Genomic DNA, 24,714 nt, shown 5'->3' with positions numbered 1-24,714 from the left:
GGCGGAGCGTCGGCACGCAACTGGCTGCTGCCTTCGATCAAACTTTACTCGGTCAGCACCTTCCTGAACGTTTCCACCAACGGCCGCAAGTTGATCCGGTGCCAGGCCACCCACAACGGCGTGGTAAACGCTATCCACGGTACCTCCCGTAACACCACCCCTGGTGGCGCATTTCGACTCAAGCCTTTCTGAATCATCGCAATCCCCAGCCCTGAGGCGACCAGCCCCAGGGCGGTGAAGGGTTCGGTGGCTTCCATGCGGATGTCCGGAGTGAAGCCGGCGCGGATGCAGGCACTGACGAAGTCTTCGCGACTGGCGCAGTTCTGCCGGTGTTGCACCCCGATCCACTCCTGGGTGGCCAGGTCTGCGGGGGCCAGTGTGCTTTGCCGTGCCAGCGGATGGTGCTCGGGCAGGGCCAGGAGCATCGGGTCGTCGAGGACCTGAAAGCCGAGGAGGTCGGGGTCGTCGTCGGTCGGCGGTTCGCTGACAAGGGCGATATCCAGACTACGCTGACGCAGGCCTTCGAGTTGTTCGGCGCAGCTCAGGTTGTACAGCGCGACGTGCACGCCTGGCCGGTCTGCCCGCAGCACGCGCAAGGCATTGGGCAGTACCCCGGCGTGCATGGCGTTTTCGATGTAGCCGATGCACAGGCCGCCTTCCTCACCGCGACCCAGGCGTTTGCCAAGGGATTCCAGGCGGTTGGCATGGGTCAGCAGGGCGCGGGTTTCGGCAAGGAAGGTCTGGCCGTCGCGGGTCAGGCGGATGCGTTGCTGGCTGCGCTCGAACAGGGTCAGACCCAGGCGTTCTTCGAGCTGGGCGATCTGCCGGCTCAAGGGCGACTGGGAAATGTGCAGGCGCTCGGCGGCGCGGCCGACGTGCTCTTCTTCGGCGACAGCGACGAAGTAACGCAGTTGGCGGATGTCGATCATGTCAGACCCTCAGGGACTCAAGTGCTGCACATTATGTCTTGGACGGTCCGATCATCACAATCCAGAATCTGCTCAACGGTCGATTGACCGATCTCTGAATACGACGAGGTTTGCATCATGAGCTTGAAAGACAAACTGCCCGGCGCCCTGGGTTTTGGCACCGCGCCGCTGGGCAACATGTTCCGTGCCATTCCCGAGGAAGAGGCGCTGGCCACCGTGCACGGAGCCTGGGATGCCGGCGTGCGATATTTCGACACCGCGCCATTTTATGGCTCGGGCCTGGCGGAAATCCGCTTGGGTGCGGCGCTGGCTGGGTACAAGCGCGACGACTATGTGTTGAGCAGCAAAGTCGGGCGGGTGATTCTCGATGAGGTCGAGGATGCCGCGGCGCGGGACCTGGGCGAGAAGAGCGGAGTGTTCGAACACGGCCGGCCCAACAAAATCGTCAATGACTACAGCGCCGACGCGACGCTGCGCTCAATTGAAGACAGCCTCGAACGCCTGCAAACCGATCGCCTGGACATCGTCTGGGTGCATGATATTGCCCAGGATTTCTACGGGGACCAATGGCTCGAATACTTCAATCAGGCCCGCACCGGTGCCTTCAAGGTGCTGACACGCCTGCGTGAAGAAGGGGTGATCAAAGGCTGGGGGCTGGGGGTGAACAAGGTCGAGCCCTGTGAGCTGACTCTGGACCTGACCGAAGCGCAGCCGGATGGTTTTCTGCTGGCGGGGCGCTATACCTTGCTTGATCACGACCGGGCCCTGCAGCGCTTGATGGCGTCGGCGCTGGCGCAGAATGTCGAGATTGTGGTCGGTGGCCCTTACAGTTCCGGGATCTTGGCGGGCGGTGCACATTTTGAGTACCAGAAGGCCAGCCCGCAGATCGTCAGCAAGGTCGAACAGATCAAGCGCATTGCCGCGGCCCATGGTGTCGACATCAAGGCTGCTGCGTTGCAGTTCAGCCTGGCTAACCCGGCAGTGGCGGCGGTCATTCCAGGTTCCAGTCGGCCGGGGCGGATTGCCGAGGATGTGGCGGCGCTGTCGGCGGTTATTCCTGCGGCGTTCTGGCAGGCAATGCGTGAAGCGAAACTGGTGTCCGAGCGGGCGCCGTTGCCAACGATGGGAGCTTGAAGATGAAAATTGATCTGAGCGAAAAACTGGCCATTGTCAGTGGCAGTACGGCCGGTATTGGCCTGGGCATCAGCAAGGCGCTGGCCGAATCCGGTGCGACGGTGGTGGTGATCGGCCGGGATACGGCCAAGGTCGAGCAGGCCCTTGAGAGCATTCGCCAGAGCGTGCCGGGCGCGCAGGTGCGGGGCCTGACGGCGGACCTTGGGACCGCAGAAGGCGCAGCCCAGCTGTTCGCTGCCGAGCCGCGGGCGGACATCCTGGTGAATAACCTGGGGATCTTCAATGAGGTGGATTTCTTCGACGCGCCGGACAGTGAATGGACGCGCTTTTATGAGGTCAACGTGATTTCCGGCGTGCGCCTGTCCCGGCATTATGTGCCGGACATGGTCAAGCAAGGCTGGGGCCGGGTGATTTTCCTGTCCTCGGAATCCGGGGTGGCGACGCCGGCCGACATGATCAATTACGGCGTGACCAAGAGTGCTAACCTCGCGGTGTCCCATGGCCTGGCCAAGCGGCTGGCGGGCACCGGTGTGACGGTCAACGCGATCTTGCCCGGCCCGACGTTCACCGACGGCCTGGAGCAGATGCTCAAGGATGCCACCGCCGAATCCGGCCGCAGCGCCCGGGAGGAAGCTGACGCCTTTGTACGCAAGGCGCGCCCGACTTCGATTATCCAGCGCGTGGCAGATGTCGAGGAGGTGGCCAATCTTGTGGCTTACATCGCTTCGCCATTGTCTTCGGCCACCACCGGCGCTGCTTTGCGCGTCGATGGCGGTGTTGTGGACAGCATGGCGATCTGATTTTTTTGATTGATTTGAGAGAGAACCTACATGGCAACTGCATCAGCGTTCATTGATATTCCGGCTTCGGCCGACGATGTTTGGCAATTGATTGGTGGCTTCAATTCGCTGCCGGACTGGCTGCCGTTCATTCCAAAAAGCGAACTGAGCGAAGGCGGGCGCGTGCGCAGCCTGCAGACCTCGGACGGTGCGGTAGTGGTTGAGCGGCTTGAATTTTTTGATAACGCCGGGAAGACTTACAGCTACTCGATTTTGCAGGCGCCGTTTCCGGCCACTGATTATCTGGCGACGATCCGCGTTGAGGCTCAGGGCGAGGGTGCGCGCGTGACGTGGTCGGGGCGGTTTGTACCGGTGGGCGTGACCGAGGAGGAGGTTGTGGAGCTGTTCAGCGGGATTTATCAGGGTGGCGTGCAAGCTTTGCGGGCTAATTACCCCGGGTAACCCCGATCGACATGGGGCCAGTGTGGGAGCGGGCTTGCCCGCGATGGCGGTGGGTCAGGCGACGCACATTTTGAATGTGCCGGCCTCATCGCGATCCATCGCCACATGAACCTCAAGTCTGGGCAATGGGCGGTTGCCGGCAATCGAGCACCAGCCGAGCGCCGCCCAGTTCGCTTTCACCGAGGTCCAGGGTGAACCCATGCAGGCTGACGATCGCTGCGACTATCGACAGGCCCAAGCCAAATCCGCTTTGTTGATTCCCGCCCTCGGCGCGGTAGAAGCGCTGGAACACGGCTTCTCTCTCTGCCAGCGCAATGCCAGGTCCAGAGTCGAGCACTTCGATTCGCGTATGCCCACCCGCATCGATCCCGCGCAAAATCACCTCGCCACCCGGTGGCGTGAACTTGATCGAGTTGCTCAGCAGGTTAGCCAAGGCCTCGAACAACAAAGCCCGATCGCCATTGAGCGGCGGCAACGTAGCGGGCAGTTGCAGCTTGAACGTCAGTTCGCCTTCTTCCGCCAGTGGCAAGTAGAAATCATGCAGCTCCTGCAGCATGGGCAATGGGTCAAGCTGCACAAAGCCGGAGCGCCGCTGCCGGTCTTCCAGTTCGGAGATCCGCAACAGGCCACGAAAGCGTGCCATCAGGGTATCCGCCTCACCCAACACTGAATCAAGCTGCGCGGCCAGGGGCGAGCCGTCGTCCGCCTGCTGCTGAATCCGGTACAGCTGCGCCCGCAGGCGCGTCAGTGGGGTGCGCAGGTCGTGGGCGATGTTGTCGCAGACGCCCTTGACCTCATTCATCAGGCGCTCGATGCGTTCCAGCATGGCGTTGACGATGGCGGCCAGCATGTCCAGTTCGTCACGGCGATTGGACAGCGGCAGGCGGCGGGTCAGGTCGCCGGCGACGATCGCCTCGGCGCTGGCCTGGATGGCGCGAATTCGCCGCAGGGGGCGGCGGCGCAACAGGTGCCAGCCAGCGATGCCCGGAAGTATGGTCAGGGTCACTCCCCAGAACAGCGCGTGCAAAATGATCCGCGTCACAGCGAACAGCGAGCCGTTGTCGCGCACCAGGATCAGCCAGCGACCGTCCTTCGTCTGGGTGGCGACCGCGTCACAACTGTCGGCTGGCAGGCTCGGGTCATCGGAATCGGCGCAGTCGCTCAGCATGTGGATTTTGCCGTCCAGCAGCAGACCTTTCGGGATGTGATCCAGCGCTCCGCTGAGGTAGCGGTGCTGATCGTCAAACAGGCCATAGGCGTCGATGCCGCGAATGTCGAACGTCATGCTGACGGCGAGGGCGTCGAGCAGTTGCTGACCCTGGAAATGCGAGAACAGGTGCTGGCGTTGCAGCAGCGAGTGCTTGGCCAGATTGTCGAGGTAGGTGGACACCTCGTAGTACATCACGCCCATCAGAATCCCGCTCCAGATCACGAACAGCGAACTGTAAAGCGCCAGCAACCGGCTGCTGGAGGAGCGCCAACCGTTAGAGGGGTTCGGCAATGACATAACCTGAGCCTCGCACGGTCCGAATCAGTGGGACATTGCCAGGCGGGTCGATCTTTTTGCGCAGGCGACCGATATGCACGTCGATGAGATTGGTGCCAGGGTCGAAGTGATAACCCCACACCTCCTCGAAAATCATCATGCGCGACAGAATCTGCCCGGTATTGCGCATCAGGAATTCGAGCAGTTTGTATTCGGTGGGCAGCAGTGTCAGCAGTTGGCCGTCGCGACTGGCTTCGTGGCTGATCAGGTTCAGCTCCAGGTCGGCGACCCGCAACGTAGTTACTTGGGAGGTGACTGTGTTCTGCCGGCGCAACAGGACTTCCACCCGGGCTGCCATTTCATCGGTAGCGAAGGGCTTGGTCAGGTAATCGTCACCGCCTGCGCGCAGCCCCCGAACCCGCTCATCGACGTCGGAGAGGGCGCTGATCATCAGGATGGGCGTGGCCACACCCATGGTGCGCAAGGTGGTGACGATCGCCAGGCCATCCAGCTCGGGCAGCATGCGGTCTAGGGTGATCAGGTCATAGTCGCCACTGACTGCCCGCTCCAGGCCTTCTCGGCCGTTATCCACCCAGTCTACGTCGAGGCCATGGCTGCTGAGTTCGGCAACGATTTCCCGGGCGGTCACGGCGTCGTCTTCGATGGTCAAGATTCGGGTCATTGGCGGGCCTGATTGGGGTTCACAACGGTGGACCCATTTTGCCAAGAAAACCGCTCATTCTTTCTAAATAAAAATTCATCCGGGAATGCAGTGCATAAAACCCGCTGATATCGGCGTTTTGTTGCAATTTGCATGATTTTAGCAAGTTCAATTTTTATAAATCATTGAAAAATATAGGTTTATCAAAAAAGCGCGCTTGGCACGCCGACTGCAATTGTTCAGGCAGCTACTTGTAACAACATCTTTCCTGCCTGGAGCGACACAATAATGAATAGATCCTCGGATGGTTTCTATCCTGCCGCAGAAGAATCAAACGCGCGGTCGGGCGTTTCCTGGGGTGCGATTTTTGCCGGTGCCGCTGCAGCGGCGGCGTTGTCGCTGATCCTCGTATTGCTGGGATTTGGCCTTGGCTTCTCGGCGGTTTCGCCATGGGCCAATGAAGGCGTGAGCGCCAAGGGGCTGGGCATTTCCACGATCGTCTGGCTGGCCTTCACGCAAATCGTCGCATCGGGCCTGGGTGGCTACATTGCGGGCCGCCTGCGGGTCAAATGGGCCAACATGCACGGCGATGAAGTCTACTTCCGTGATACCGCCCATGGCTTCCTTTCGTGGTGCGTTGCAACGTTGGTGGCCGCGACCCTGGTGGTCGGTTCGGTCAGCAGCATCATCAGTGGTGGCGTGCAAGCCGGTGCCAGTGTGGTCGGGGGTGCAGCCAGCATGGCTACCCAGGCAGCAGGTTCGGCAGCCGGTAACACCGACAGTGACCAGTATGGTTACTTCATCGACAGCCTGTTCCGTGATGATCGTCCAGCCGCCGTCAGCGATGACGCCGCCCGTGGCACCGTCACCCGCATCTTCGTACGCAGCCTGAACGACGGCCAACTCGCCGCCGAAGACCGTACCTACCTTGCACAACTGGTTGCCCAGCGTACCAACCTGACCCAGGCCGATGCCGAGCGTCGTGTCGACGAGGTGTATGCCCGTACCCAGAAAGCCGTGGCCGACGCCAAACAGGCTGCCAAGGAAGCGGCGGACACCGCTGCCAAAGTGGCTGCCACTACCACCTTGTGGATGTTCGTTGCGCTGCTGATCGGTGCCTTCTTCGCCAGCCTCGCTGCCACCTTCGGCGGTCGTCGCCGTGATGCCGTGGTGTATGTCGAATCCGACGCCTACGTCACTACTACCAACTCGATTCGTTAAACCAGGAGAAACCTCATGCGCTCATTACTGTTGTTCTTTCTCGGTGTACCGATCCCGATCATTATCCTGATCGCCCTGTTTATGCACTCATAGTCCTGGAGCTTGTGCTCCTGCCGCTTCTGCCTCTGGTAGAAGCGGCGTTTTTGTTTAAGGGGGATTCATTCGATCGGCGTGTCCAGGAAGGCTTCCAGCTGCTCCGCATACGCGGTAAACGCGCTGATCTGTGGAAACCGCTCGCTGTCTACCTGCTCCGGCACCACCAGCCGAGAGAAGCTCCAGGCCACCGCCACGCTGATCCCGGCCTGGTCGATCGAACCATCGGCCTTCAAAGGCGCAAACTCCAGCTCGCGCTCAAGCGCCGAATACGCCGCTGCCAGTTGTCCCTCCACCCGTTCCACCCAGGGTTCATATTGAATCTCGGCGGGCCGCAGGTTGCGTTCGTAATACAGCTGTACGGATTTTTCACAGGCGGCCAACGCCAGGCCAGTCAGGCGCAATGCGCGCAAGCGTTGATCGAGTTCGCCGGGCATCAGGGTGTAGTCCGACCCGGCCAACGCCTCCAGGTAGTCGATGATCAGCGTGGAGTCGATCAGCACATCGCCGTTGTCCAGCACCAGGGTGGGCGCCTTGACCACTGGATTGATCTGCTGGAACTGCTCGAAGTGACGAAACACCGAGACTGATTGGTGTTCCAGAGGGATGCCCAGGCACTTGGCGCTAATGGCCACGCGCCGTACGTAGGGCGAATCGAGCATGCCGATCAACTTCATGGATATTCTCCTTGGGGTCGGGCTTATGGGATGCTCAACCTTAGCTCAGGTTGGGCGCGGTGCAATAGATGTACGGGGGAGCCGCCGTTTGTCCTCTATATACAGCCACCCGATTGAATTTCTTGCTATAAACGCACTCCGATAACCACTGCAACGACTGCCGTAGAGCATTTTCGGGGTCTTGTCGGACGAATTCACTGTCTTTTCAGTTGCTGAGGCCTCAAGTCGGCCTTAGACTGCCGCCCCTCGTAAATTGAGTGCCGGGTGGCGCTTGGAATAAATGGCGCCTTTGCGTTGGCCTTCCCAGGCCCAGCGGAACGCTCCCTAATTCGCCTTAATGCACGTTTTTTTATAGAGATATCAATGACAAAGGACAAGTTGCTGGCCATGCCGGCGGATGACTACATGAATGCCGAGCAACATGCTTTTTTCTCCGAGCTGTTGCAAAACATGAAAGTTGAAACCCATGAGCGCATCGAACAGAACCGCATCGCCATCGAGAGCCTGGACACCCCAGCCGATCCGGCCGACGCTGCTTCCGTCGAAGAAGAGCGCACCTGGCTGGTAAACGCGATCGATCGCGACCAGCGCATGCTGCCTCAGTTGGAACAAGCCCTTGAGCGCATCAAGGAAGACAGCTTCGGCTGGTGCGATGACAGCGGCGAGGCAATTGGCCTCAAGCGCCTGCTGATCAGCCCGACCACCAAGTACTGCATCGAAGCACAAGAGCGTCACGAACAGATCGACAAGCACCAGCGTCAGGCCTGATTTCGTTTCGTAGCGCTTAAATCGCGGGCAAGCCCGCTCCCGCAAGGTTTGCGTTGAACCTGTGGGAGCAGGCTTGCCCGCGATGCTTTTTATCGTCCGCAGAAAACCCGACACGCTTCTATTGATCTGCTGCAATAACCGCGACTAACGGACCATGGATAATGGCCAGGTAGTGGCGTTAAATGCGGGTACAACAATTAGAAGACACGTGGGGTGATGACGATGACGAGAGACGGATCTCTGGTTGGGCCAGTGCCGGCACCAGTACCGGCAACCCGCAACCAATGGCTCACGCCGACGCTGCAAAGTGTCGCGCTGCTGCTCCTGCTAGGGGGCATCACGCTGGGAGGCTGGTCGCTGGCTGTCGGCCTGCCGCTGGCGATGCTGATTATCTGGCTGCCGCGCCTGCGCCAGCGCAGAGCCCCTGAGGCGCCTGCCGACACATCCGACGGCATCGCCGGGTTGACCCGCGATCTGTCGTACGCCACCAGCCACAATGCGCTTTCAGCCGCCGGCGTCGCCTATTCGGTCAAGCAACTGGCCGACCGCCTGCAGTCGCAACTGGGGGCGGCTGCGCAAATCGTCAGCAATGCCGAAGTACTGATTGCCACCGAACAAGCCACATCACTGCTCAGCCAGCAAGCGCTGGGGGCCGCCAGCGAAGCTCATCACAGCAGCGCGGCCGGGCGTTCGCAACTGGTCGAGTCGATCGCGCGCATGCATCAGCTCAGTCTGCGCGCGAGCAACAGCCGGGAAATGATCGAAGCCTTGAGCCTGCGCAGCGACGACATCCAGCGAGTGACGTTGGTGATCCAGTCCATTGCCAGCCAGACCAACCTGCTGGCCCTGAATGCGGCCATCGAAGCGGCGCGGGCAGGTGAACATGGCCGGGGCTTTGCGGTTGTTGCCGATGAAGTGCGCGGCCTGGCTGCGCGCACGGCGACCGCGACGGGCGAAGTCGGCGAGATGGTCGCCGATATCCAGCAACGCACGGCGCAAGTGGTGGAGCAGATTCGTCAACTGTCCAGCGACCTGGACCAGGGCGTCGAACAGGTCGAGCAAACCGGACAGCACCTGGAGAACATCGCGCGGCTGGCAGCCGGGGTCGAACACCAGGTCGGCGAAATCGCCCAGGGCGCGGCGACCAACCGCGAGCAACTGGACAGCCTGTTCCACGCCATCGAGCAGATGCGCAGCGACCTGGGCGTCAGCGACCAGCAGACCCAACGACTGGCACTGGCCGCAGTGCAAATGGAAGGGCAGGCCGAAACCATCAGCGAGCGGCTTGCCGAAGTCGGCCTGGATGATTACCACCAACGCATCTACGACCTCGCCCGCGAAGGCGCAAGCCAGATCACGGCGCGATTCGAAGCTGATATCGACCAGGGACGTGTCAGCCTCGATGACCTGTTCGATCGCAATTACCAGGCGATTCCCAACACTCATCCGGGCAAGTTTCAGACCCGCTTCGATCGTTACACCGACCAGGTGTTGCCGGCCATCCAGGAACCGCTGCTGGCCCGTCACGAGGGCCTGGTGTTCGCCATCGCCTGCACGCAGCAGGGCTACGTGCCCACCCATAACAAGGTGTTCAGCCAACCGTTGACTGGCGATGCGCAACTGGACGCGCTGAACAATCGCACCAAACGCAAGTTTGCCGATCGCACGGGCATTCGTTGTGGCAGCCATCGGCAACCCGTGCTGCTGCAAACCTATACCCGCGACACCGGTGAATTGATGCACGATCTTTCGGTGCCAATTCTGCTCAAAGGGCGTCACTGGGGTGGTTTGCGCCTGGGCTATAAACCAGAGAGTCCGCGCTGACCTGGCGGCCATTGTTACCGGTTCGGCAACTAAGCTGTGCAGCGGCGTTGCTGTTTCCTCGCCGGGAAACTCATTAACCTACCGACATAGTTAGGTGGCTAATGAATTAGGCGAGGCAATATGCAAAGCAAAGTGGATGTTGCGGTGATGATTGGCAGCGCTGTGCCCTCGAACCTGCGGGCGATGGGGCAGAGTGTCTGCTGGGTGGTGCTGCTGAACGGGGAGCGTCGCGGTACGGCGTTCGCCAGTCGCAATGAAGCGCAGGAGTGCAAAGCTGCCTGGCTTGCGCAATTGAGCGCAAAACAACAAGGCAGCCTGCACTGAGTCCGCTGCTTAGTGAACCTGGTGCATGCGCAGGTTGAGGTCGTCGACCACCCGCGCCCAGTCAGCATCTTCGCGCAATTGTTCTTTCAGGAAGGCTGCCTGCTGCGGCGTCCAGAATTCGGCGTCGATCAGCTTCTTGTCGTCGGGGAGGGGAGAGTGACTGGCGATGAAGTCGTCGATCGCCTTCTCGCTGGAATCCAGGCCCAGCTGGTCAAACAGGCCTTTCAAATCATGTGTAGGTGCATCCATGTTGATCTCCTTGAGTGTCGCGTCGAGTGCAAGTGCTGAAGTACGGCTCATTGCATCTGAGGCGGCCGCGCTCCAGGAGTTCGATAGCGATGTTCTAAAGCAGGGCAAGCATAGACGGCAAACTGAAGATCAGGCCTTTAACGCGCCTTCATCGACAGCCAGTTTGAGTGCCTTGGCGGCATCCTGGGCGGCAATGGCGGCCACGTCGGCGGTCTTGAACCAGCGGTCCTTTTCGACCTGGTGGCAGGTGACGGTGGTCAGCGGCGGTTTGGCGCGCATGATGATGACTGCCTGGAACTCACCCTCTACTTCCCTGACTTCGCCCCGGATGAAAAATTCGCCGATATCAAATTCCGTCACGTCGCAGCCTTCCCATGAGAATATTCTGTTGTTTTGAACGCCGCCCGCCGTTGGGACGGATTTCATTGGTCGGGCATTATGGCAGTAGTTGCCTGCCGCCGGCTGAGATAAGTCGCCGGCATGACGAAACGCCTGTCGAAGCCGCAGTCAGTGGCGGCACTCGAGGGCGTGGCCTGCAAATGATTGCACGGGGAGCCAGGCAGTTGGCTGAAGTGTGTTTAAGTGCACCTGTGAAGTCCTTTTCACGGGTTTGCCGACGTCTGTTCGTCGTTATGGGTAGTCTGGAAGAGCGTCGCTGCTCTAGAATCACCTGCAGTTCCGGGCGTACGTGCCTTTCCAAAGCAATTTTTGCCTGGCGATCTGTTGGAAAAATGCTTTTTTCAAAGCGATTTTTCCCCGGAGTTGATAGTCCGTTTTCTCTGGCGTAAAAAAGGCGCTGTACTCCAAGTCTTGAAAAACGCCAGACAGGACGACGTGGGTGGTATTCCATTATCCTGTTGATCCTGGGATTCACCCCGGTTTATGTGTTCATTTCGGCATTGCCGCTATTTTCTGCCGTGCGCCCGTTTCGCGCGCGGCACCATTTCAGATGTGGGGATGTTTCCTTGGCAGTAAGTAATCTCGATATGCATGCTTTGTTCGTGCTGGGTGATCTGCGGGCAAAGCTGGTTAAACAGTTTCAGTCACGTTTCGTTTACATCACCGAACAAAACGCCGAAGGCATTTACATTGCCGAAATCGATACCGAAGAGTCGTTGGTCGTTGATGATAAACCCGGGCTCAAGCTCAAGGTTGGCGATCACTTCAGCGCATCCGTGCTACCCAGTCGCGAAGGCGGCAAGCTGGATATCAAGTTTCGCGAAATTAAACTGACCGTTTACGGCCTTGGCGATTATGCGTTCGTGACTACCGCTGATGGCCACGGCATCGTGTTCAAGGAAGGCCATAGCGTGGTGATGGTATTCGCCGCGCACCAGCAGTTGCAGGAAGGTTTGACCAAGACACTCAAGGCCGTTACGGCCAAGGCCGCGAAATGGCGCAAGGGTGAACTGGTGACCTTCAAGGCCAGCGAATAAGCGGCCGGCACTGCAGTACATTTGCGAAAACAGATTCACGCCCTTCGAAAGCAGGAACCTCTACTACAGTCAGTGGACTGAGTATTTTGAGGCTCGCGGTCTTCTGCCCGGCCATCCTGCTATTGCTGTGAACAGCACGAGGTGCAAAAGCATGAAAGGATTACGACGGTTCCTGGCCGCTGCCCTGGCCACTGGCGCTTTGTTCGCTTCATCCGGCCCGGTGGCCGCCGCCCAGGCGCCCATCCATTTTGCCGACCTGAATTGGGAAAGCGGCAGCCTGATCACCGATATCCTGCGGATCATCGTCGAGAAGGGTTACGGACTGCCCACCGATACCTTGCCGGGCACGACCATTACCCTGGAAACCGCGCTGGCCAACAACGATATCCAGGTGATCGGCGAAGAATGGGCCGGGCGTAGTCCGGTCTGGGTCAAGGCTGAGGCTGAAGGCAAGGTGGTGAGCCTGGGCGACACGGTCAAGGGCGCCACCGAAGGCTGGTGGGTGCCCGAGTATGTGATCAAGGGTGACCCGGCCAAGGGTATCAAGGCCGTGGCCCCTGACCTGCGCAGCGTCACCGATCTGCCCAGGTACAAGGACGTGTTCAGCGATCCGGAATCGCCTGGCAAGGGCCGCTTTCTCAACAGCCCGATCGGCTGGACGTCCGAGGTGGTCAACAAGCAGAAGCTCAAGGCCTACGGGCTGGACGACAGCTACGTGAACTTCCGCAGCGGGTCCGGGGCGGCGCTGGATGCCGAGATCAGTTCTTCGATTCGTCGAGGCAAACCGATCCTGTTCTATTACTGGTCGCCGACGCCGCTGCTCGGCCGCTTCAAGCTGATCCAGCTGGAAGAACCGCCGTTCAATGCCGAAGCCTGGAAGACCCTCACCGATGCCGACAATCCCAATCCGCAGCCGACCCGCTCGCTGGCGTCGAAGCTGTCGATCGGTGTGTCCACCCCGTTCCAGAAGCAGTACCCGCAGATTGCCGAGTTTTTCAGCAAGGTTGATTTCCCGATCGAGCCATTGAACAAGGCGTTGGCCCAGATGAGCGAAAAACACACCGCGCCACGCCAGGCGGCCGAGGCGTTCATGAAGGCGCATCCGGACGTGTGGCAGGCCTGGGTGCCCAAGGATGTCGCCGCCAAAGTTGCTGCCGAGTTGAAGTGAGTTTGGGGCTGCCCTTACATAATCGGTCGGGTAGGTTCATCCTGCGCGCACATTTCACGCTGGAAGTTTGACTATGAGCCTGGTAATTGCGCAATGGATGGCTGCCGTCTTCCTCCTGATCAGCCTGGTCCACCTGTACTGGGCGGCCGGTGGCAAGCTGGGCAGCGAGGCCGCCGTGCCGCGAGTGCCCATGGAGGACGACCAAGGCTCCAGGCCGGCCTTCAAGCCTTCTGGATTTGCCACGCTACTGGTAGCGGTCGGCCTGCTGCTGATCGCGATGCTGGTGTGCCTGCGGGTCGGCCTGTACCTGCCGACGGTGCATCACTGGTCACTGCAGTGGGTGATCAGCGCCATTGCGATGCTGATGTTCGCCCGGGCGATTGGCGATTCGAATCTTGTAGGGTTTTTCAAACAGGTCAAGGATTCCAAATTTGCCCGCCTCGATACCTGGGCGTATTCGCCGTTGTGTGTGGTGCTGGGGGCAGGGTTGCTGGCGGTGGCGTGGATCTGAAGAGCGGGCACGGCAAGGGGGCTATCAAGCCTTGCTGGAAGCCCCGCTGAACGCTGCAGGGTACTTGTCCAGGTAAGCATCGTTGAGCTGGGTATCCTGGGAGCGCATGAATCGCTTGAAATCAGGTATCAGCAGAACCAGCAGGGATAACAGCAGCACCATGGCACCCAGCAGCGTAATGGTCGTCGCGACTCCCAGCTGACCAATGAAGGTGCTCATGGCAAAGCTCCCCAGGGGACTGGCCGCTGCGGACAGGAACGCAACCGTGGCGAACACGCGGTTGCGGTGCGATTTTGGTGTCGCCAGCAGCCGTACGGACGAGGTAGGGATGTTGATCAGCATCAGTCCGACGCCACCGCAGAAAAACGCGACGGTGACGATAACCGAAGAGGTAACGGTCCCGAACACCAACAGATTGCAACCCAATAGTGCGAACCCTGCGGACACACACATGTCCCGAGGGATTAGGCCGGACAACCATCCGATGATCTTGTAGCTGCCCAGCAGAATGCCTAGTCCGAAGCTGGCATCCAGCAAACCGATGTAAGTCACCGGGTATTGGATGACGTCTTTGACATACAGCGGAATCAGAAGGGTGAAAAACGGGTAGAGGGCAAAGTTGATCAACATCGCAACAAGCGCCAGGTAAAACTCCACTTTCACGCCGTAGACCACCTTGAAGCCGGAGTAGATCATGCTGAAGCCATTGGCGGTCGCAGGGTTTAGGCTGTCGTCGGGAGCGCCGATGGCGCTTGGGATGGTCGCAATCAATAACCCGGCGACGAGGATCGCAAAAAAATCCGCAGCTAAAGCGAAAGTGATGCCAAATCCGTAAATCAAGCCGCTCGCCAATACCGGTCCCAGCAGCATCGACAACGACGACATCACGCTTTTGCTCCTGAAGGCCAGCGAGACTTTGTCGTCGCTGGCAAACAAAGGAATGATCGACGCCTGCAGCGCTTCACGCACGCCAACGATCGCGCTGCTGAGCATCATCAGCGCCCCCACCGTCCAGGGGTTGAACGCGCCGGTGGCAGACAGCACCAACATAAGCAGCGCGCTGGTCAGGCTGAGCCATGAGGCGAGTTTGATGATCCGGATTTTGTTGTACTTGTCGCCCATCCAGCCCAGCAGGGGCCTGGCCAACACCTCTGCCGCGATGGAACAGGCAATCATGTTGGCGAAGTAGAGCGCCGAGCCGGTTTCCTGAAGCACCCACCAAGCGACGGCAAGTTGATTGCAGCGTCCGCCCAGAACCATTAGAAAAAAACTGAACTGAACCTTCAGTAGTCGGCGGTCGATAACAGGAAACTCCCACAGGCTGTTTGAGAAATCTGCACTCATTGATTTACCGATGAGCTGTGGGAGCAAGCCTCGTTCCCACAGTATCCCAGGGTGCCCGTGGCTCAGTTCCCGCTTTCCATGCTCCGACTACTTACCTCGGCCGGCACATCATCCCCGGCCATGCGCTTGCGAAACAGCGCCGCCCGGGCCAGCAGCAGGGTGGTCACCGGTACTGTGATGGCCAGCAGGATCGGAATCAGCCAGGCGTGCAGCACCGGCGCGGATTTGAGCGCCGAGAAGTAGATGATCGACGCCAGTGCCACGCTCCAGGCGCCCAGGGTCGACGCCAGGGCTGGCGGGTGCATGCGCTGGAAATAATCCTTCATGCGCAGCAACCCGGTGGCGCCGATCAGCGCAAACAGGCTGCTGAGCACCAGCAGGATCGCCACCGGCACTTCAACCCACAAAGACAATTCAGCGTTCATTCGATCACCTCGCCGCGCAGGAGGAATTTCGCCAGGGCAAACGAGCCGACGAAGCCGAACAGCGCGATCAGCAGCGCTGCTTCGAAGTAGGTGTCACTGGCATAACGGATGCCCAGGGTGAGCATCATCAGCATCGCGACGATGTACAGGTAGTCCAGCGCCAGTACCCGGTCTTGTGCCGAAGGGCCCTTGAACAGGCGAATCAGGGTCAGGACCATGGCCAGCGAGAAGATGAACAGGCTCAGCAGGATCGCATTCGACAGCAGCGGGCTCATTCGAAGATCTCCATCAGGGGGCGTTCGTAGGTCGCCTTGAAGTGCTCGATGAACAGCGCTTCGTCATCCAGGTCGAACACGTGCAGCAATAGAATGCTGCGGTCCAGTGCCAGTTCCGACCAGACCGTGCCGGGAACCACCGTGGTGATCATCGACAGGGCCGCCAGGCCATTGGCGTCGCGCAGCTCCAGCGGCACCTTGATGAAGCGCGAGCGTGGCGGTCGGCGTCCGGCATTGAGCACGCTCCAGGCGACGGCGAGGTTGGACACCACCACGTCACGGCCCACCAGCAGGAACAGGCGCAGGATCACCAGAGGGCGGCGAATGCGGATCGGCAGTGGGCGCAATTTGCGCATCATCAATGGCGCGCAGATGCCGAGGATGGCCCCCAGCAGAACATTACCCGGGCTGATCGACAGGTTCAGCGCCAGCCACAATACCCACAGCGCCAGTGACAACCAGGGGGCGGGAAACAGACGGCTCATGGGCGCACCTCGACGATCGCGGCTTGCGCTTCGGGGCTTGGCACGGCGCGAGTGCCGAGCACTGCCATGACGTACTGCTGGGGATTGTTCAAGGCGTCTGCAGCGGCCTGGGTGTAACGCAGCAGCGGCTCGGCCTTGAAGGTCAGGGCGATACTCAAGCCCAGCAACGCGAAGATCGGCACACATTCAAAACGGCGCAATAGCGGCGACGGTCGCTCCTCGGGCGTCCAGAAGCGCTGGATACCCAGGCGGGAGAAAGCGATGAGCGATGCCAGGCCCGAGATGATCAGCAGCGCCAGCAGGCCCCACGCGGCGTTCGATACCGGTTGATCGCTGCCGGTGCCCAGGCCCATTGGGTTGAGCAGGGCGTGCAGCAAACCCAGCTTGCCGATAAAGCCCGAGAGCGGCGGCATGCCGATGATCAGCAGTGAGCAGGCGATGAAGCTCAGGCCGAGGAAGGCCATGGTCCAGGGAATCACCTGGCCGACCACGGCTTTCTGTTCGTCATCGAGGTTGATGCCTTTGGCTGGCTGCAGGGATTCCATGGGCCGGGGCAGCAGGTCGCCGTCATCGAACAAGGGTATTTCATTGGCCGAGCGCGAACGTTCGATCAGCTCGGCCAGCAGGAACAGCGCGCTCAACGCTAGGGTCGAGCTGACCAGGTAGAACAGCGCCGCGCCGATCAGCTTGGGCTGGGCGAAGCCGATGGAAGCCAGCAGGATGCCCGCCGACACCAGGATGCTCAGGCTGGCCAGGCGTTCGAGGCGTTGCGCGGCAATGATCGCCACCGCTGCGCAGATAATGGTCGCCATGCCGCCATAGATCAGCCAGTCGCCGCCAAAATACGCCGACGCCCCGGCTTGCCCGGAAAACAGCAGGGTCCACAGGCGCAGCAAGGTGTAGACGCCGACCTTGGTCATGATCGCAAACATCGCCGCCACCGGGGCGCTGGCCGCGGAATAGGCCGGTACCAGCCAGAAATTCAGCGGCCACATGCCGGCCTTGGCCAGGAACGCCACCGCCAGGATCGCCGCGCCGGCATGCAGCAGGCCCCGATCGGCCTCCGTCACCAGGGGGATCTTCAGCGCCAGGTCGGCCATGTTCAGGGTGCCGGTGACGCCGTAGATCAGCGCCGCGCCGATCAGGAACAGCGACGAGGCCAACAGGTTGATCGAAATGTAATGCAGGCCGGCCGAGACCCGTGAGCGTCCCGAGCCGTGCAGCATCAGCCCGTAGGAGGCGGCCAGCAGCACTTCGAAAAACACAAACAGGTTGAACAGGTCGGCGGTCAGGAAGGCGCCATACAGGCCCATCATCTGGATCTGGAACAGCGCGTGGAAGCTCGAGCCCGCACCGTCCCAGCGGGCCATCGCAAACAGCAGGGCGCTGACGCCGATGATCCCGGTCAGTACCAGCATCATCGCTGAGAGGCGGTCGACCACCAGCACAATGCCAAACGGTGCCTGCCAGTTACCCGGCAGGTACACGCCGATGGAGCCGGGAATGCCGGTTTCCTGGGTCCATTGCAGCAACAGCACGGCAATGCCCAGCCCGACCAGACTGGAGAACAGGTTGATCCTGGCCTTCAGCGGACGGTGTTTTTCCCCGAGCATCAGCATCAAGGCGGCAGTCAGCAGCGGCAGCAGAATCGGTGCGGCGATCAGGTGCGGCATCAGGTTCATTCCTTAGGCTCCCGGCCGTCCACATGGTCGGTACCGGTCAGGCCCCGGGAAGCCAGCAGCACGACCAGGAACAGTGCAGTCATGGCGAAGCTGATGACGATGGCGGTCAGCACCAGCGCCTGCGGCAATGGATCGGTGTAGTGCAGCAGGTCCTGGGGCACGCCGTCCTTGATGATCGGCTCCTTGCCGATAAACAGGCTACCCATGCTGAAGATGAACAGATTGACGCCGTAGGACAGCAGGCACAGGCCCATGACCACCTGGAATGTCCGCGGCCGCAGGACCAGCCACACTCCGGACGCAGCCAGGACGCCGATGGCGATTGCGATGACTTCTTCCATCAGACGGCTCCTTTGCTGGCGACGGATTTGGGCAGTGCCGCGGTCTTGTGGCCACGCACCGACTGGTGGGCGAGGGCGGTGAGGATCAGCAAGGTCGAACCCACGACCACTGAATACACGCCAATGTCGAAAAACAGGGCGCTGGCGATGTGGATGGCGCCGAACACCGGCAGGTCGAAATGCCAGGTGTGGGTGGTCAGGAACGGATAACCGACCGCCATGGCCCCAAGCCCGGTGATCGTGGCGAACAACAACCCGGTGCCCATCCAGCGCAGCGGCCGCAGGCTCATTTGCGCCTCGACCCACTGGGTCCCGGCCACCATATACTGCAGGATGAACGCGACCGACATCACCAGCCCGGCAACGAACCCGCCACCGGGCTGGTTGTGACCGCGCATGAACAGGTAGATCGACACCACGAAGGCGATCGGCAGCAGCAGGCGCACCAGTACCGCCGGCACCATCATGAAGCCCAGGGCGGTATCACTGGCCTGGCGCGGGTTGACCAGGTCGGTCACCACGTCGGGCGCCAGCAGGCGTTGCTGGGCCGGCAATTGCAGGCTCTCCTTGGGGGGGCGGAAGCGTCGCAGCAGGGCGAACACGGTCAGCGCCACGGCGGCCAGCACGGTGATTTCACCCAGGGTGTCAAAGCCGCGGAAATCCACCAGCATCACGTTGACCACGTTACTGCCACCGCCTTCGGGCAAGGCGCGGCTGAGGTAGAACGAGGAAATGTCGTTGGGGGTCTGGCGGGTCAACATGGCGTAGGACAACAGCGCCATGCCGCCACCGACAGCCGTCGACAACAGCAAGTCGCGCAAGCGCCGGATGCGCGCCTTGCGCAAGGTGCTCGGCAACGGCGCCACCTCTTCGATCCGCCGCGGCAACCAGCGCAGGCCAAGCAGGATCAGCACCGTGGTGACCACTTCGACTACCAGTTGCGTCAAGGCCAGGTCCGGCGCGGAGAACCAGACGAAGGTGATGCAGGTCATCAGGCCACAGACGCTGACCATGGTCAGGGCTGCCAGGCGGTGATACTTGGCCTGCCAGGCGGCGCCCAGGGCACAGGCGATCGCCAGCAGCCACAGGGTCACGAACACGGCCGAGCCCGGGATTTTCGGTCGGTCGCCCCAGGTCAGGCTGCCGTGCAGCATCGGGATCAGCCCGACCAGTACGGCGGCCAGTACCACCAGGAACAGCTGGGTTTGCAGGCGCTTGGTGCTGATCCGCCGCTCCAGGCGCCGAGCCAGGCGCATCATCACCACCAGGCTGCGTTCGAACTGGCGCTTGCCGTTGAAGCGGCCAATCAGCGGCGGGTACTTGAAGCGTCCACGCTTGAGCTGATTGCGCAGCAGCAGGTAAAGGACAATGCCGCCGCTCATGGCTATCAGGCTCATGATCATCGGCGCATTCCAGCCGTGCCAGATGGCCAGGCTGTACTCCGGCAATTGGCCACCGACAACGGGAAGCGCAGCGGCAGCCAGCAGCGGGCCCACCACCTGTGCCGGGAAAATCCCCACTATCAGGCAGGCGAACACCAGCAACTCGACCGGTGCACGCATCCACCGTGGCGGCTCGTGGGGCGTGTGGGGCAGGTCGGTAGCGGTCGGGCCGAAGAACACGTCAGCGGTAAACCGTAGCGAGTAGGCGACGCTGAAGGTGCCGGCGATGGTCGCGACAATCGGCAGGGCCATTTCGACCCAGGCCGTGGCATTGATGAACACGGTTTCGGCGAAGAACATCTCTTTGGACAGGAAACCGTTGAGCAGCGGTACGCCGGCCATGGAGGCGCTGGCGACCATGGCCAGGGTGGCAGTGTAGGGGATCAGCCGGATCAGGCCACTGAGCTTGCGAATGTCCCGGGTGCCACTTTCGTGGTCGATGATCCCGGCGGCCATGAACAGCGAAGCCTTGAAGGTGGCGTGGTTGAGAATATGAAATACCGCCGCGACTGCTGCAAGGGGGCTGTTCAGGCCCAGCAGCAGGGTGATCAGGCCCAGATGGCTGATGGTCGAATAGGCCAGCAGCCCCTTGAGGTCGTTCTGGAACATTGCGCAGTAGGCGCCCAGCAACAGGGTGCAGGCACCGGCGCCGCTGACGATGTAGAACCATTCTTCACTGCCGGACAACGACGGCCAGAGCCGCGCCAACAGGAACACCCCGGCTTTGACCATGGTTGCCGAGTGCAGATAGGCGGAGACCGGCGTCGGCGCCGCCATGGCGTGGGGCAGCCAGAAATGAAAGGGGAATTGCGCGCTTTTGCTCAGGGCGCCGATCAGGATAAGAGGAAGCAGGACAGGGTAGAGGGCATGTGCGCGAATCAGCTCGCCGGCGGCCAGGACCTTGTCGAGGTCATAGCTGCCGACCACATGGCCAAGCAGCATGACCCCCGCCAGCAGGCATAAACCGCCGGCACCCGTGACCATCAGCGCCATGTAGGCGCCGCGTCGGGCGTCGGCGCGGTGATGCCAATAGCCGATCAGCAGGAAGGAAAAGAGGCTGGTCAGCTCCCAGAAGAATACGATCTGGATCAGGTTGCCGGAGATGACGAGCCCGAGCATGGCGCCCATGAACGCCAGGAAAAACGCGAAGAAGCGCGGCACCGGGTCGTCCGGCGACATGTAGTAACGAGCGTATAACGAGACCAGTGTGCCGATGCCCAGCACCAGCATGGAGAACAGCCAGGCAAAACCGTCCATGCGCAGGACGAAGTTCAGGCCCAGGCTGGGCAGCCAGAAGAATTCCTGGCGAATGACCCCGCCATCGACAATTTGCGGGTACAGCAAAGCGACCTGGACGGTGCCGATGAGGGCGACCAGGCCAGCCAACAATGATTCGGCATTACGCGCGTTGTGCGGCAGAACGGCGGCCACACAGCTGCCAACAAAGGGCAGAAGCAGTAGAACTATCAGGGACATAGGCTTCTAATCTGCGGAGGTTTATGAAGCATCATACGTGCCAGTCCCCGGATTACCAAACGCTAACCTGTGGCAGAATCCTACATGGAGTGCGCAAAAGTCATGCTGTCTGGGGGTTTGGCATTCTGTGACATGCAGGTCTGGCCTCATCGCGAGCAAGCCTGCTCTCACATTAGATCATCGGTGAATGCAGGGCATGCGTTTGGCACAGATCCACAGTGGGAGCGGGCTTGTTCGCGAAGACTCTCGATCAAACGCCGCACCTATTGCCGGTCAGCGTTGGGTTTCGCTCTCCAGGTCCTCCTGCGCCACCACCGCCTTACCCTTGGTCTTCAACTCACTGACAATCACCGCTGCCACAATCAACCCCGCGCCGACCAACGCAATCGCCGGCAACCGCTCCCCGGCCATCCGTCCGACAATTCCGGCCCAGACCGGCTCGCCGGCATAGATCAGGGTAGCGCGGGTCGGCGAGACGCTTTTCTGCGCCCAGTTCATCGCCACCTGGATCGCCGCGCTCGCCGCACCCAGGCCCAGGGCGCTGCACAGCAGCAGCCAGGAAAAGTCCGGAATGCGCTCCTGGGTCGGCACCACCAGCAGGAACGACAGCACCGAGGTGACCGCCAGTTGTACCACCGTCACCCGGCGCACATCGACCTGACCGGCAAAGCGACTGATCAGAATGATTTCTGCAGCAATCGCCACGGCACTGATCAGGGTGGCGATTTCACCCGGGCTGAAATTCAATGAGGCCCCCGCCGGCCCCGACAGCAGCATCAAGCCGGTAAACGCCAGCATGATGCCAATACTCGGCATCAGCCCCGGACGCCGCCCCAGCACCAGCCATTGCAGCAACGGCACGAAGGGCACGTACAGCGCCGTGATGAACGCCGACTGGCTGCTTGGAATGCTCTGCAACCCGACCGTCTGCAAGCCGTAGCCCAGCATGATCGCCACACCGATAAACGACCCGGCCCGGAGCTCGAACAGTGTCAGCTCGCGCAGGTGCCGCCAGGAAAACAACGCGACGATGAGCGCCGCTGCGGCGAAGCGCAGGCCGACGAAGAACATCGGGCCGCTGACGGTCATCGCATGCTGCACCAGCAGGAAAGTCCCGCCCCAGACCATGGTGATCACCACCAGCACGCATTCGGCTTTGCTGAACCGCGAGAAGCGGGGAGAAGTATTGGGGGAGGAGTTCACCGACGTCATGTCCTTGCGCGCTACCGGAGGGGGACGCACAATGCGCCGTATGTTGCGCAGTATACTGCCCAACCCTACCGAGTGAGCAATATAGTGCACAAAGATTCCACGCAACGGGCTTCGGTCCTGCAACACGTCAGCCTTAATGTCCGGCGACTGCGCCACGCCGCCGATATGAGCCAGACCGCCCTCGCGGAAAAATCCGGGGTCAGCCGGCGGATGCTGGTGGCAATCGAAGCCGGTGAAAAGAATGTCAGCCTGACCACCCTCGACCGCGTTGCCGAAGCACTCGACGTGGCCTTCAGCGACCTGATCCAGGCCCCCGATGCCCGCGATCCCAGTCGCATCAACGAACTGGCCTGGGCCGGCACCATTCCCGGCAGCAAGGCGGTGTTGCTGTCCAAAGCCAGCGCCACCAGGGAGGTGGAGCTCTGGGAATGGCGCCTGGAGCCAGGCGAACACTATCCCTCCGAACCCGATGCTGATGGCTGGAGCGAACAGCTTTACGTCTTCGAAGGTTGCCTGACGCTGATGCTCGGTGACGTTCCCCACACTATTGCGGCCGGGGAGTTCTACATGTTCGCCAGTAACCAGCCGCACTCCTATCGCAATGAAGGCGAAGTCGCCGCGCGTTTCGTGCGTAACGTGGTGATCTGAACGGCCAGCAGCGCCGATCGCCAAGGCTGCTATCGCTACTTTGGTACTGCTCTATGACGCTGGCCCGGGTTTGGCGCTTATGATCGTCCAGGAAAACACTGACCTGTGAGAACGCCATGAGTGAAATCCCCCACGAGCAGGCGAATGACGCCATCCGCCAGGCGGACATCCTGATCATCGGCGGCGGCCTGAGTGGCGCGATGCTGGCCGTGCAGCTGCTGCGCCTGCCAGGCCGGCGCTCGGTGCTGGTGATTGAGCCCCGGGCCGAGCTGGGTCGCGGCGAGGCCTACAGTGCGGTGGAACTCGGTCACACGCTCAACGGTAACGCGGCGCGGATGAGCGTCGACCCGGACAGTGCCGATGACCTGACGCAGTGGCTGACGGCACATATAGCGGCGGGCGGCTGGCCCGAGTCCGATCAGCAGTCTGTGCCGGTCAGTGAGCTGTTCCCCCCGCGCGGGCTATTTGGCGAGTATGTGCAACAGCGCCTGGCCGAAGCCCAGGTGGCTGGCGCCGCGAACGGTTCGAGCGTGGAACACGTGCGCGCTGAGGTCGTCGACCTCGAGAACCTGGCCGATGGCGTGCGGTTGACCTTGAGCGACGGGCAGCGCCTGCGCGGGACTTATGCGGTGCTGGCCACTGGAATGTTTCCCGCCGCACGCACGCCACAGGCCCACTCCAGTGGCCTGAATGCAGCGGCACTGGACCCTTGGGACGTGGCTGCGATGCGCCAGCTTGATCCGCAGTCGACGGTTTTGATCATCGGTTCCGGCCTGACCATGGTCGATGCTGTGGTCTCGCTGGAGCAGGCTGGGCACCGCGGACCGATCGAAGTGTTTTCCCGCCACGGCCTGCTGCCCCATGTGCGCCGCCAGCCGCCGGCCTGGGCCGATTTCCTCGGCGAAGACCCGAGCATCCGTACGCCACGGCAACTGGTACGCGAACTGCGCCGCCATTGCCGCGATGCCATTGCCCGGGGGATCGACTGGCAAGCGCCCCTGGACACTGTGCGTGTGCACATTCCACGGCTGTGGAGCCAGGCGACGGACTTGCAGCGTAGGCAGTTCGTGCGGCACGTACGGCCGTGGTGGGAGAGCCATCACCACCGCTCGCCACCCTTGAGTGCCGAGCTGGTCGCGCGGTTGCACGGGGAAGGGCGGCTGCGGATTCAGGCGGCGTCCTTCAAGGGGCTTGAACCTTCGTCGGGGGATGAGCTGGGAATTCGCATCCGTCGGCGTGGCGAGCCTTGTGAGTGCGTGGTACATGGCCTGGCGTTGATCAATTCCAGTGGCATCGAATATGACTGGCGACGGGTTGCCCGACCTCTGCCCCGGCAGTTGCTGGCGCGGGGCCTGGTTCAGCCCGGACCGCTGGCATTGGGAATCGCCGCCACTGCGGACGGCGCGGTGATCGGTGCCGATGGGCAAGTCGCCAGTCGGCTGTTCGCCATGGGGCCGCCGTTGCGTGGAATGTGGTGGGAGAGTACGGCGGTGACGGACGTTGCATTGCAGGCCAAAGCGCTTGCCCGCAGATTGACCCAACCCCTGTAGGGCATGGCCTGTCGGACGCGCCTGCAGGACATAAAGTGAACTGACCCCCAAATGTTGGACGGTCTTTGTTGCTAGCCAGCGGACTGTGTTCTGTATTCCACAGGGCTCATTC

26 protein-coding genes are annotated in these 24,714 nt (G+C 61.2%); 12 read left to right on the top strand and 14 right to left on the bottom strand.

All coding sequences use genetic code 11. The annotated features are described in order from the left end of the window. Nucleotides 1-44: 44 nt before the first annotated feature. Nucleotides 45-929 carry a LysR substrate-binding domain-containing protein gene (locus AAEZ05_RS21095; RefSeq protein ID WP_045060393.1) on the bottom strand — a complete coding sequence of 295 codons (885 nt, stop codon included), beginning with the start codon at nucleotides 927-929 and terminating at the stop codon, nucleotides 45-47. A gap of 117 nt (nucleotides 930-1,046) precedes the next feature. Here AAEZ05_RS21095 and AAEZ05_RS21090 point away from each other — a divergent pair, with 117 nt between their 5' ends. Genes AAEZ05_RS21090 through AAEZ05_RS21080 form a run of 3 tightly spaced genes read left to right on the top strand, consistent with a single transcriptional unit; the run spans nucleotide 1,047 to nucleotide 3,304 of the window. Then, nucleotides 1,047-2,063 carry an aldo/keto reductase gene (locus AAEZ05_RS21090; protein WP_045060394.1) on the top strand — a complete coding sequence of 339 codons (1,017 nt, stop codon included), beginning with the start codon at nucleotides 1,047-1,049 and terminating at the stop codon, nucleotides 2,061-2,063. A gap of 2 nt (nucleotides 2,064-2,065) precedes the next feature. Beyond that, on the top strand, nucleotides 2,066-2,863 hold the full coding sequence (locus AAEZ05_RS21085; protein ID WP_045060395.1) for an SDR family NAD(P)-dependent oxidoreductase: 798 nt from the start codon (nucleotides 2,066-2,068) through the stop codon (nucleotides 2,861-2,863). A 30-nt stretch (nucleotides 2,864-2,893) separates the two neighbouring features. Further along, nucleotides 2,894-3,304: an SRPBCC family protein gene (locus tag AAEZ05_RS21080; RefSeq protein ID WP_045060396.1), complete on the top strand. Its 411-nt coding sequence runs from the start codon at nucleotides 2,894-2,896 to the stop codon at nucleotides 3,302-3,304. Between the two features lie 112 nt (nucleotides 3,305-3,416). On the opposite strand, the gene AAEZ05_RS21075 is transcribed toward AAEZ05_RS21080, so the two are convergent. Both AAEZ05_RS21075 and AAEZ05_RS21070 read right to left on the bottom strand, forming a co-directional pair. Then, a complete protein-coding gene (locus tag AAEZ05_RS21075; protein ID WP_045060397.1) occupies nucleotides 3,417-4,811 on the bottom strand; it encodes a sensor histidine kinase in 1,395 nt (464 codons plus the stop codon). Further along, a complete protein-coding gene (locus AAEZ05_RS21070; protein WP_045060398.1) occupies nucleotides 4,789-5,472 on the bottom strand; it encodes a response regulator transcription factor in 684 nt (227 codons plus the stop codon). Before AAEZ05_RS21070 ends, AAEZ05_RS21075 begins: the two co-directional genes overlap by 23 nt. 267 nt (nucleotides 5,473-5,739) lie before the next feature. Here AAEZ05_RS21070 and AAEZ05_RS21065 point away from each other — a divergent pair, with 267 nt between their 5' ends. Further along, a complete protein-coding gene (locus tag AAEZ05_RS21065) occupies nucleotides 5,740-6,672 on the top strand; it encodes a hypothetical protein (RefSeq protein WP_045060399.1) in 933 nt (310 codons plus the stop codon). A 158-nt stretch (nucleotides 6,673-6,830) separates the two neighbouring features. On the opposite strand, the gene AAEZ05_RS21060 is transcribed toward AAEZ05_RS21065, so the two are convergent. Beyond that, the gene (locus AAEZ05_RS21060) at nucleotides 6,831-7,442 is read right to left on the bottom strand and encodes a glutathione S-transferase (protein ID WP_045060400.1); all 612 of its coding nucleotides are present in this window, start codon (nucleotides 7,440-7,442) and stop codon (nucleotides 6,831-6,833) included. Between the two features lie 363 nt (nucleotides 7,443-7,805). Here AAEZ05_RS21060 and AAEZ05_RS21055 point away from each other — a divergent pair, with 363 nt between their 5' ends. The 3 genes from AAEZ05_RS21055 (at nucleotide 7,806) to AAEZ05_RS21045 (ending at nucleotide 10,358) form a co-directional block, all read left to right on the top strand. Continuing rightward, a complete protein-coding gene (locus AAEZ05_RS21055; RefSeq protein ID WP_007907888.1) occupies nucleotides 7,806-8,210 on the top strand; it encodes a TraR/DksA family transcriptional regulator in 405 nt (134 codons plus the stop codon). A gap of 216 nt (nucleotides 8,211-8,426) precedes the next feature. Beyond that, the gene (locus AAEZ05_RS21050) at nucleotides 8,427-10,034 is read left to right on the top strand and encodes a methyl-accepting chemotaxis protein (protein WP_502947782.1); all 1,608 of its coding nucleotides are present in this window, start codon (nucleotides 8,427-8,429) and stop codon (nucleotides 10,032-10,034) included. Between the two features lie 120 nt (nucleotides 10,035-10,154). Next, nucleotides 10,155-10,358: a hypothetical protein gene (locus AAEZ05_RS21045; RefSeq protein ID WP_045060401.1), complete on the top strand. Its 204-nt coding sequence runs from the start codon at nucleotides 10,155-10,157 to the stop codon at nucleotides 10,356-10,358. Between the two features lie 9 nt (nucleotides 10,359-10,367). Here the strand turns inward: AAEZ05_RS21045 and AAEZ05_RS21040 are convergent, their stop codons facing one another. Both AAEZ05_RS21040 and AAEZ05_RS21035 read right to left on the bottom strand, forming a co-directional pair. Then, complete coding sequence (locus AAEZ05_RS21040; RefSeq protein WP_045060402.1) at nucleotides 10,368-10,607, bottom strand: DUF2789 domain-containing protein; 240 nt, start codon at nucleotides 10,605-10,607, stop codon at nucleotides 10,368-10,370. A gap of 129 nt (nucleotides 10,608-10,736) precedes the next feature. After that, nucleotides 10,737-10,967: a hypothetical protein gene (locus AAEZ05_RS21035; RefSeq protein ID WP_045060403.1), complete on the bottom strand. Its 231-nt coding sequence runs from the start codon at nucleotides 10,965-10,967 to the stop codon at nucleotides 10,737-10,739. 605 nt (nucleotides 10,968-11,572) lie between these two features. On the opposite strand from AAEZ05_RS21035, the gene AAEZ05_RS21030 reads away from it, so the two are divergent. The 3 genes from AAEZ05_RS21030 to AAEZ05_RS21020 all read left to right on the top strand — a co-directional run bounded on the left by AAEZ05_RS21030 (nucleotide 11,573) and on the right by AAEZ05_RS21020 (nucleotide 13,722). Continuing rightward, nucleotides 11,573-12,043 (top strand): hypothetical protein, encoded by a 471-nt coding sequence (locus AAEZ05_RS21030; RefSeq protein ID WP_082069195.1) that lies wholly within the window; start codon nucleotides 11,573-11,575, stop codon nucleotides 12,041-12,043. Nucleotides 12,044-12,194: 151 nt separating this feature from the next. After that, nucleotides 12,195-13,211, top strand: a complete 1,017-nt coding sequence (locus tag AAEZ05_RS21025; protein ID WP_045060405.1) for an ABC transporter substrate-binding protein — start codon at nucleotides 12,195-12,197, stop codon at nucleotides 13,209-13,211. A gap of 73 nt (nucleotides 13,212-13,284) precedes the next feature. Next, nucleotides 13,285-13,722, top strand: coding sequence for a DUF3995 domain-containing protein (locus AAEZ05_RS21020; protein ID WP_045060406.1), 438 nt, complete (start codon nucleotides 13,285-13,287; stop codon nucleotides 13,720-13,722). Nucleotides 13,723-13,746: 24 nt separating this feature from the next. On the opposite strand, the gene AAEZ05_RS21015 is transcribed toward AAEZ05_RS21020, so the two are convergent. The 8 genes from AAEZ05_RS21015 to AAEZ05_RS20980 all read right to left on the bottom strand — a co-directional run bounded on the left by AAEZ05_RS21015 (nucleotide 13,747) and on the right by AAEZ05_RS20980 (nucleotide 22,494). Continuing rightward, nucleotides 13,747-15,066 (bottom strand): MFS transporter, encoded by a 1,320-nt coding sequence (locus AAEZ05_RS21015; protein ID WP_350648677.1) that lies wholly within the window; start codon nucleotides 15,064-15,066, stop codon nucleotides 13,747-13,749. Nucleotides 15,067-15,128: 62 nt separating this feature from the next. Then, on the bottom strand, nucleotides 15,129-15,491 hold the full coding sequence (locus AAEZ05_RS21010) for a Na+/H+ antiporter subunit G (RefSeq protein WP_045060408.1): 363 nt from the start codon (nucleotides 15,489-15,491) through the stop codon (nucleotides 15,129-15,131). Continuing rightward, nucleotides 15,488-15,766: a K+/H+ antiporter subunit F gene (locus AAEZ05_RS21005; RefSeq protein WP_045060409.1), complete on the bottom strand. Its 279-nt coding sequence runs from the start codon at nucleotides 15,764-15,766 to the stop codon at nucleotides 15,488-15,490. Before AAEZ05_RS21005 ends, AAEZ05_RS21010 begins: the two co-directional genes overlap by 4 nt. After that, on the bottom strand, nucleotides 15,763-16,251 hold the full coding sequence (locus tag AAEZ05_RS21000; protein WP_045060410.1) for a Na+/H+ antiporter subunit E: 489 nt from the start codon (nucleotides 16,249-16,251) through the stop codon (nucleotides 15,763-15,765). Before AAEZ05_RS21000 ends, AAEZ05_RS21005 begins: the two co-directional genes overlap by 4 nt. Further along, nucleotides 16,248-17,933 (bottom strand): monovalent cation/H+ antiporter subunit D, encoded by a 1,686-nt coding sequence (locus AAEZ05_RS20995; RefSeq protein ID WP_350648675.1) that lies wholly within the window; start codon nucleotides 17,931-17,933, stop codon nucleotides 16,248-16,250. Before AAEZ05_RS20995 ends, AAEZ05_RS21000 begins: the two co-directional genes overlap by 4 nt. Beyond that, a complete protein-coding gene (locus tag AAEZ05_RS20990) occupies nucleotides 17,930-18,274 on the bottom strand; it encodes a Na+/H+ antiporter subunit C (protein WP_003202835.1) in 345 nt (114 codons plus the stop codon). Before AAEZ05_RS20990 ends, AAEZ05_RS20995 begins: the two co-directional genes overlap by 4 nt. Then, on the bottom strand, nucleotides 18,274-21,192 hold the full coding sequence (locus AAEZ05_RS20985; protein WP_045060412.1) for a monovalent cation/H+ antiporter subunit A: 2,919 nt from the start codon (nucleotides 21,190-21,192) through the stop codon (nucleotides 18,274-18,276). The genes AAEZ05_RS20990 and AAEZ05_RS20985 overlap by 1 nt, the downstream gene beginning before the upstream one ends. Nucleotides 21,193-21,465: 273 nt before the next feature. After that, nucleotides 21,466-22,494 carry a DMT family transporter gene (locus AAEZ05_RS20980; RefSeq protein ID WP_052673000.1) on the bottom strand — a complete coding sequence of 343 codons (1,029 nt, stop codon included), beginning with the start codon at nucleotides 22,492-22,494 and terminating at the stop codon, nucleotides 21,466-21,468. On the opposite strand from AAEZ05_RS20980, the gene AAEZ05_RS20975 reads away from it, so the two are divergent. After that, a complete protein-coding gene (locus tag AAEZ05_RS20975) occupies nucleotides 22,489-23,052 on the top strand; it encodes a helix-turn-helix domain-containing protein (RefSeq protein WP_045060414.1) in 564 nt (187 codons plus the stop codon). The two genes, AAEZ05_RS20980 and AAEZ05_RS20975, sit on opposite strands and share 6 nt — an antisense overlap. A gap of 116 nt (nucleotides 23,053-23,168) precedes the next feature. Further along, on the top strand, nucleotides 23,169-24,602 hold the full coding sequence (locus tag AAEZ05_RS20970; RefSeq protein WP_045060415.1) for an FAD/NAD(P)-binding protein: 1,434 nt from the start codon (nucleotides 23,169-23,171) through the stop codon (nucleotides 24,600-24,602). Nucleotides 24,603-24,714 lie beyond the last annotated feature (112 nt).

The sequence above is a fragment of the Pseudomonas sp. HY13-MNA-CIBAN-0226 genome (assembly GCF_040310305.1).
GTDB classification, from domain to species: domain Bacteria; phylum Pseudomonadota; class Gammaproteobacteria; order Pseudomonadales; family Pseudomonadaceae; genus Aquipseudomonas; species Aquipseudomonas gregormendelii.
This window is presented reverse-complemented; position numbering and strand designations above follow the sequence as displayed.

What these genes read in the sequence shown, in the direction of transcription:
- AAEZ05_RS21005 (WP_045060409.1), bottom strand. Translation starts at nt 15,766, where the DNA reads ATGAGCCCGCTGCTGTCGAATGCGATCCTGCTGAGCCTGTTCATCTTC.
- AAEZ05_RS21055 (WP_007907888.1), top strand. Translation starts at nt 7,806, where the DNA reads ATGACAAAGGACAAGTTGCTGGCCATGCCGGCGGATGACTACATGAAT.
- AAEZ05_RS21045 (WP_045060401.1), top strand. Translation starts at nt 10,155, where the DNA reads ATGCAAAGCAAAGTGGATGTTGCGGTGATGATTGGCAGCGCTGTGCCC.
- AAEZ05_RS21080 (WP_045060396.1), top strand. Translation starts at nt 2,894, where the DNA reads ATGGCAACTGCATCAGCGTTCATTGATATTCCGGCTTCGGCCGACGAT.
- AAEZ05_RS21015 (WP_350648677.1), bottom strand. Translation starts at nt 15,066, where the DNA reads ATGAGTGCAGATTTCTCAAACAGCCTGTGGGAGTTTCCTGTTATCGAC.
- AAEZ05_RS21095 (WP_045060393.1), bottom strand. Translation starts at nt 929, where the DNA reads ATGATCGACATCCGCCAACTGCGTTACTTCGTCGCTGTCGCCGAAGAA.
- AAEZ05_RS21000 (WP_045060410.1), bottom strand. Translation starts at nt 16,251, where the DNA reads ATGAGCCGTCTGTTTCCCGCCCCCTGGTTGTCACTGGCGCTGTGGGTA.
- AAEZ05_RS21010 (WP_045060408.1), bottom strand. Translation starts at nt 15,491, where the DNA reads ATGAACGCTGAATTGTCTTTGTGGGTTGAAGTGCCGGTGGCGATCCTG.
- AAEZ05_RS21090 (WP_045060394.1), top strand. Translation starts at nt 1,047, where the DNA reads ATGAGCTTGAAAGACAAACTGCCCGGCGCCCTGGGTTTTGGCACCGCG.
- AAEZ05_RS20990 (WP_003202835.1), bottom strand. Translation starts at nt 18,274, where the DNA reads ATGGAAGAAGTCATCGCAATCGCCATCGGCGTCCTGGCTGCGTCCGGA.
- AAEZ05_RS21025 (WP_045060405.1), top strand. Translation starts at nt 12,195, where the DNA reads ATGAAAGGATTACGACGGTTCCTGGCCGCTGCCCTGGCCACTGGCGCT.
- AAEZ05_RS20985 (WP_045060412.1), bottom strand. Translation starts at nt 21,192, where the DNA reads ATGTCCCTGATAGTTCTACTGCTTCTGCCCTTTGTTGGCAGCTGTGTG.
- AAEZ05_RS21065 (WP_045060399.1), top strand. Translation starts at nt 5,740, where the DNA reads ATGAATAGATCCTCGGATGGTTTCTATCCTGCCGCAGAAGAATCAAAC.
- AAEZ05_RS21040 (WP_045060402.1), bottom strand. Translation starts at nt 10,607, where the DNA reads ATGGATGCACCTACACATGATTTGAAAGGCCTGTTTGACCAGCTGGGC.
- AAEZ05_RS21050 (WP_502947782.1), top strand. Translation starts at nt 8,427, where the DNA reads ATGACGATGACGAGAGACGGATCTCTGGTTGGGCCAGTGCCGGCACCA.
- AAEZ05_RS21075 (WP_045060397.1), bottom strand. Translation starts at nt 4,811, where the DNA reads ATGTCATTGCCGAACCCCTCTAACGGTTGGCGCTCCTCCAGCAGCCGG.
- AAEZ05_RS20970 (WP_045060415.1), top strand. Translation starts at nt 23,169, where the DNA reads ATGAGTGAAATCCCCCACGAGCAGGCGAATGACGCCATCCGCCAGGCG.
- AAEZ05_RS21070 (WP_045060398.1), bottom strand. Translation starts at nt 5,472, where the DNA reads ATGACCCGAATCTTGACCATCGAAGACGACGCCGTGACCGCCCGGGAA.
- AAEZ05_RS21020 (WP_045060406.1), top strand. Translation starts at nt 13,285, where the DNA reads ATGAGCCTGGTAATTGCGCAATGGATGGCTGCCGTCTTCCTCCTGATC.
- AAEZ05_RS21060 (WP_045060400.1), bottom strand. Translation starts at nt 7,442, where the DNA reads ATGAAGTTGATCGGCATGCTCGATTCGCCCTACGTACGGCGCGTGGCC.
- AAEZ05_RS21085 (WP_045060395.1), top strand. Translation starts at nt 2,066, where the DNA reads ATGAAAATTGATCTGAGCGAAAAACTGGCCATTGTCAGTGGCAGTACG.
- AAEZ05_RS20995 (WP_350648675.1), bottom strand. Translation starts at nt 17,933, where the DNA reads ATGAACCTGATGCCGCACCTGATCGCCGCACCGATTCTGCTGCCGCTG.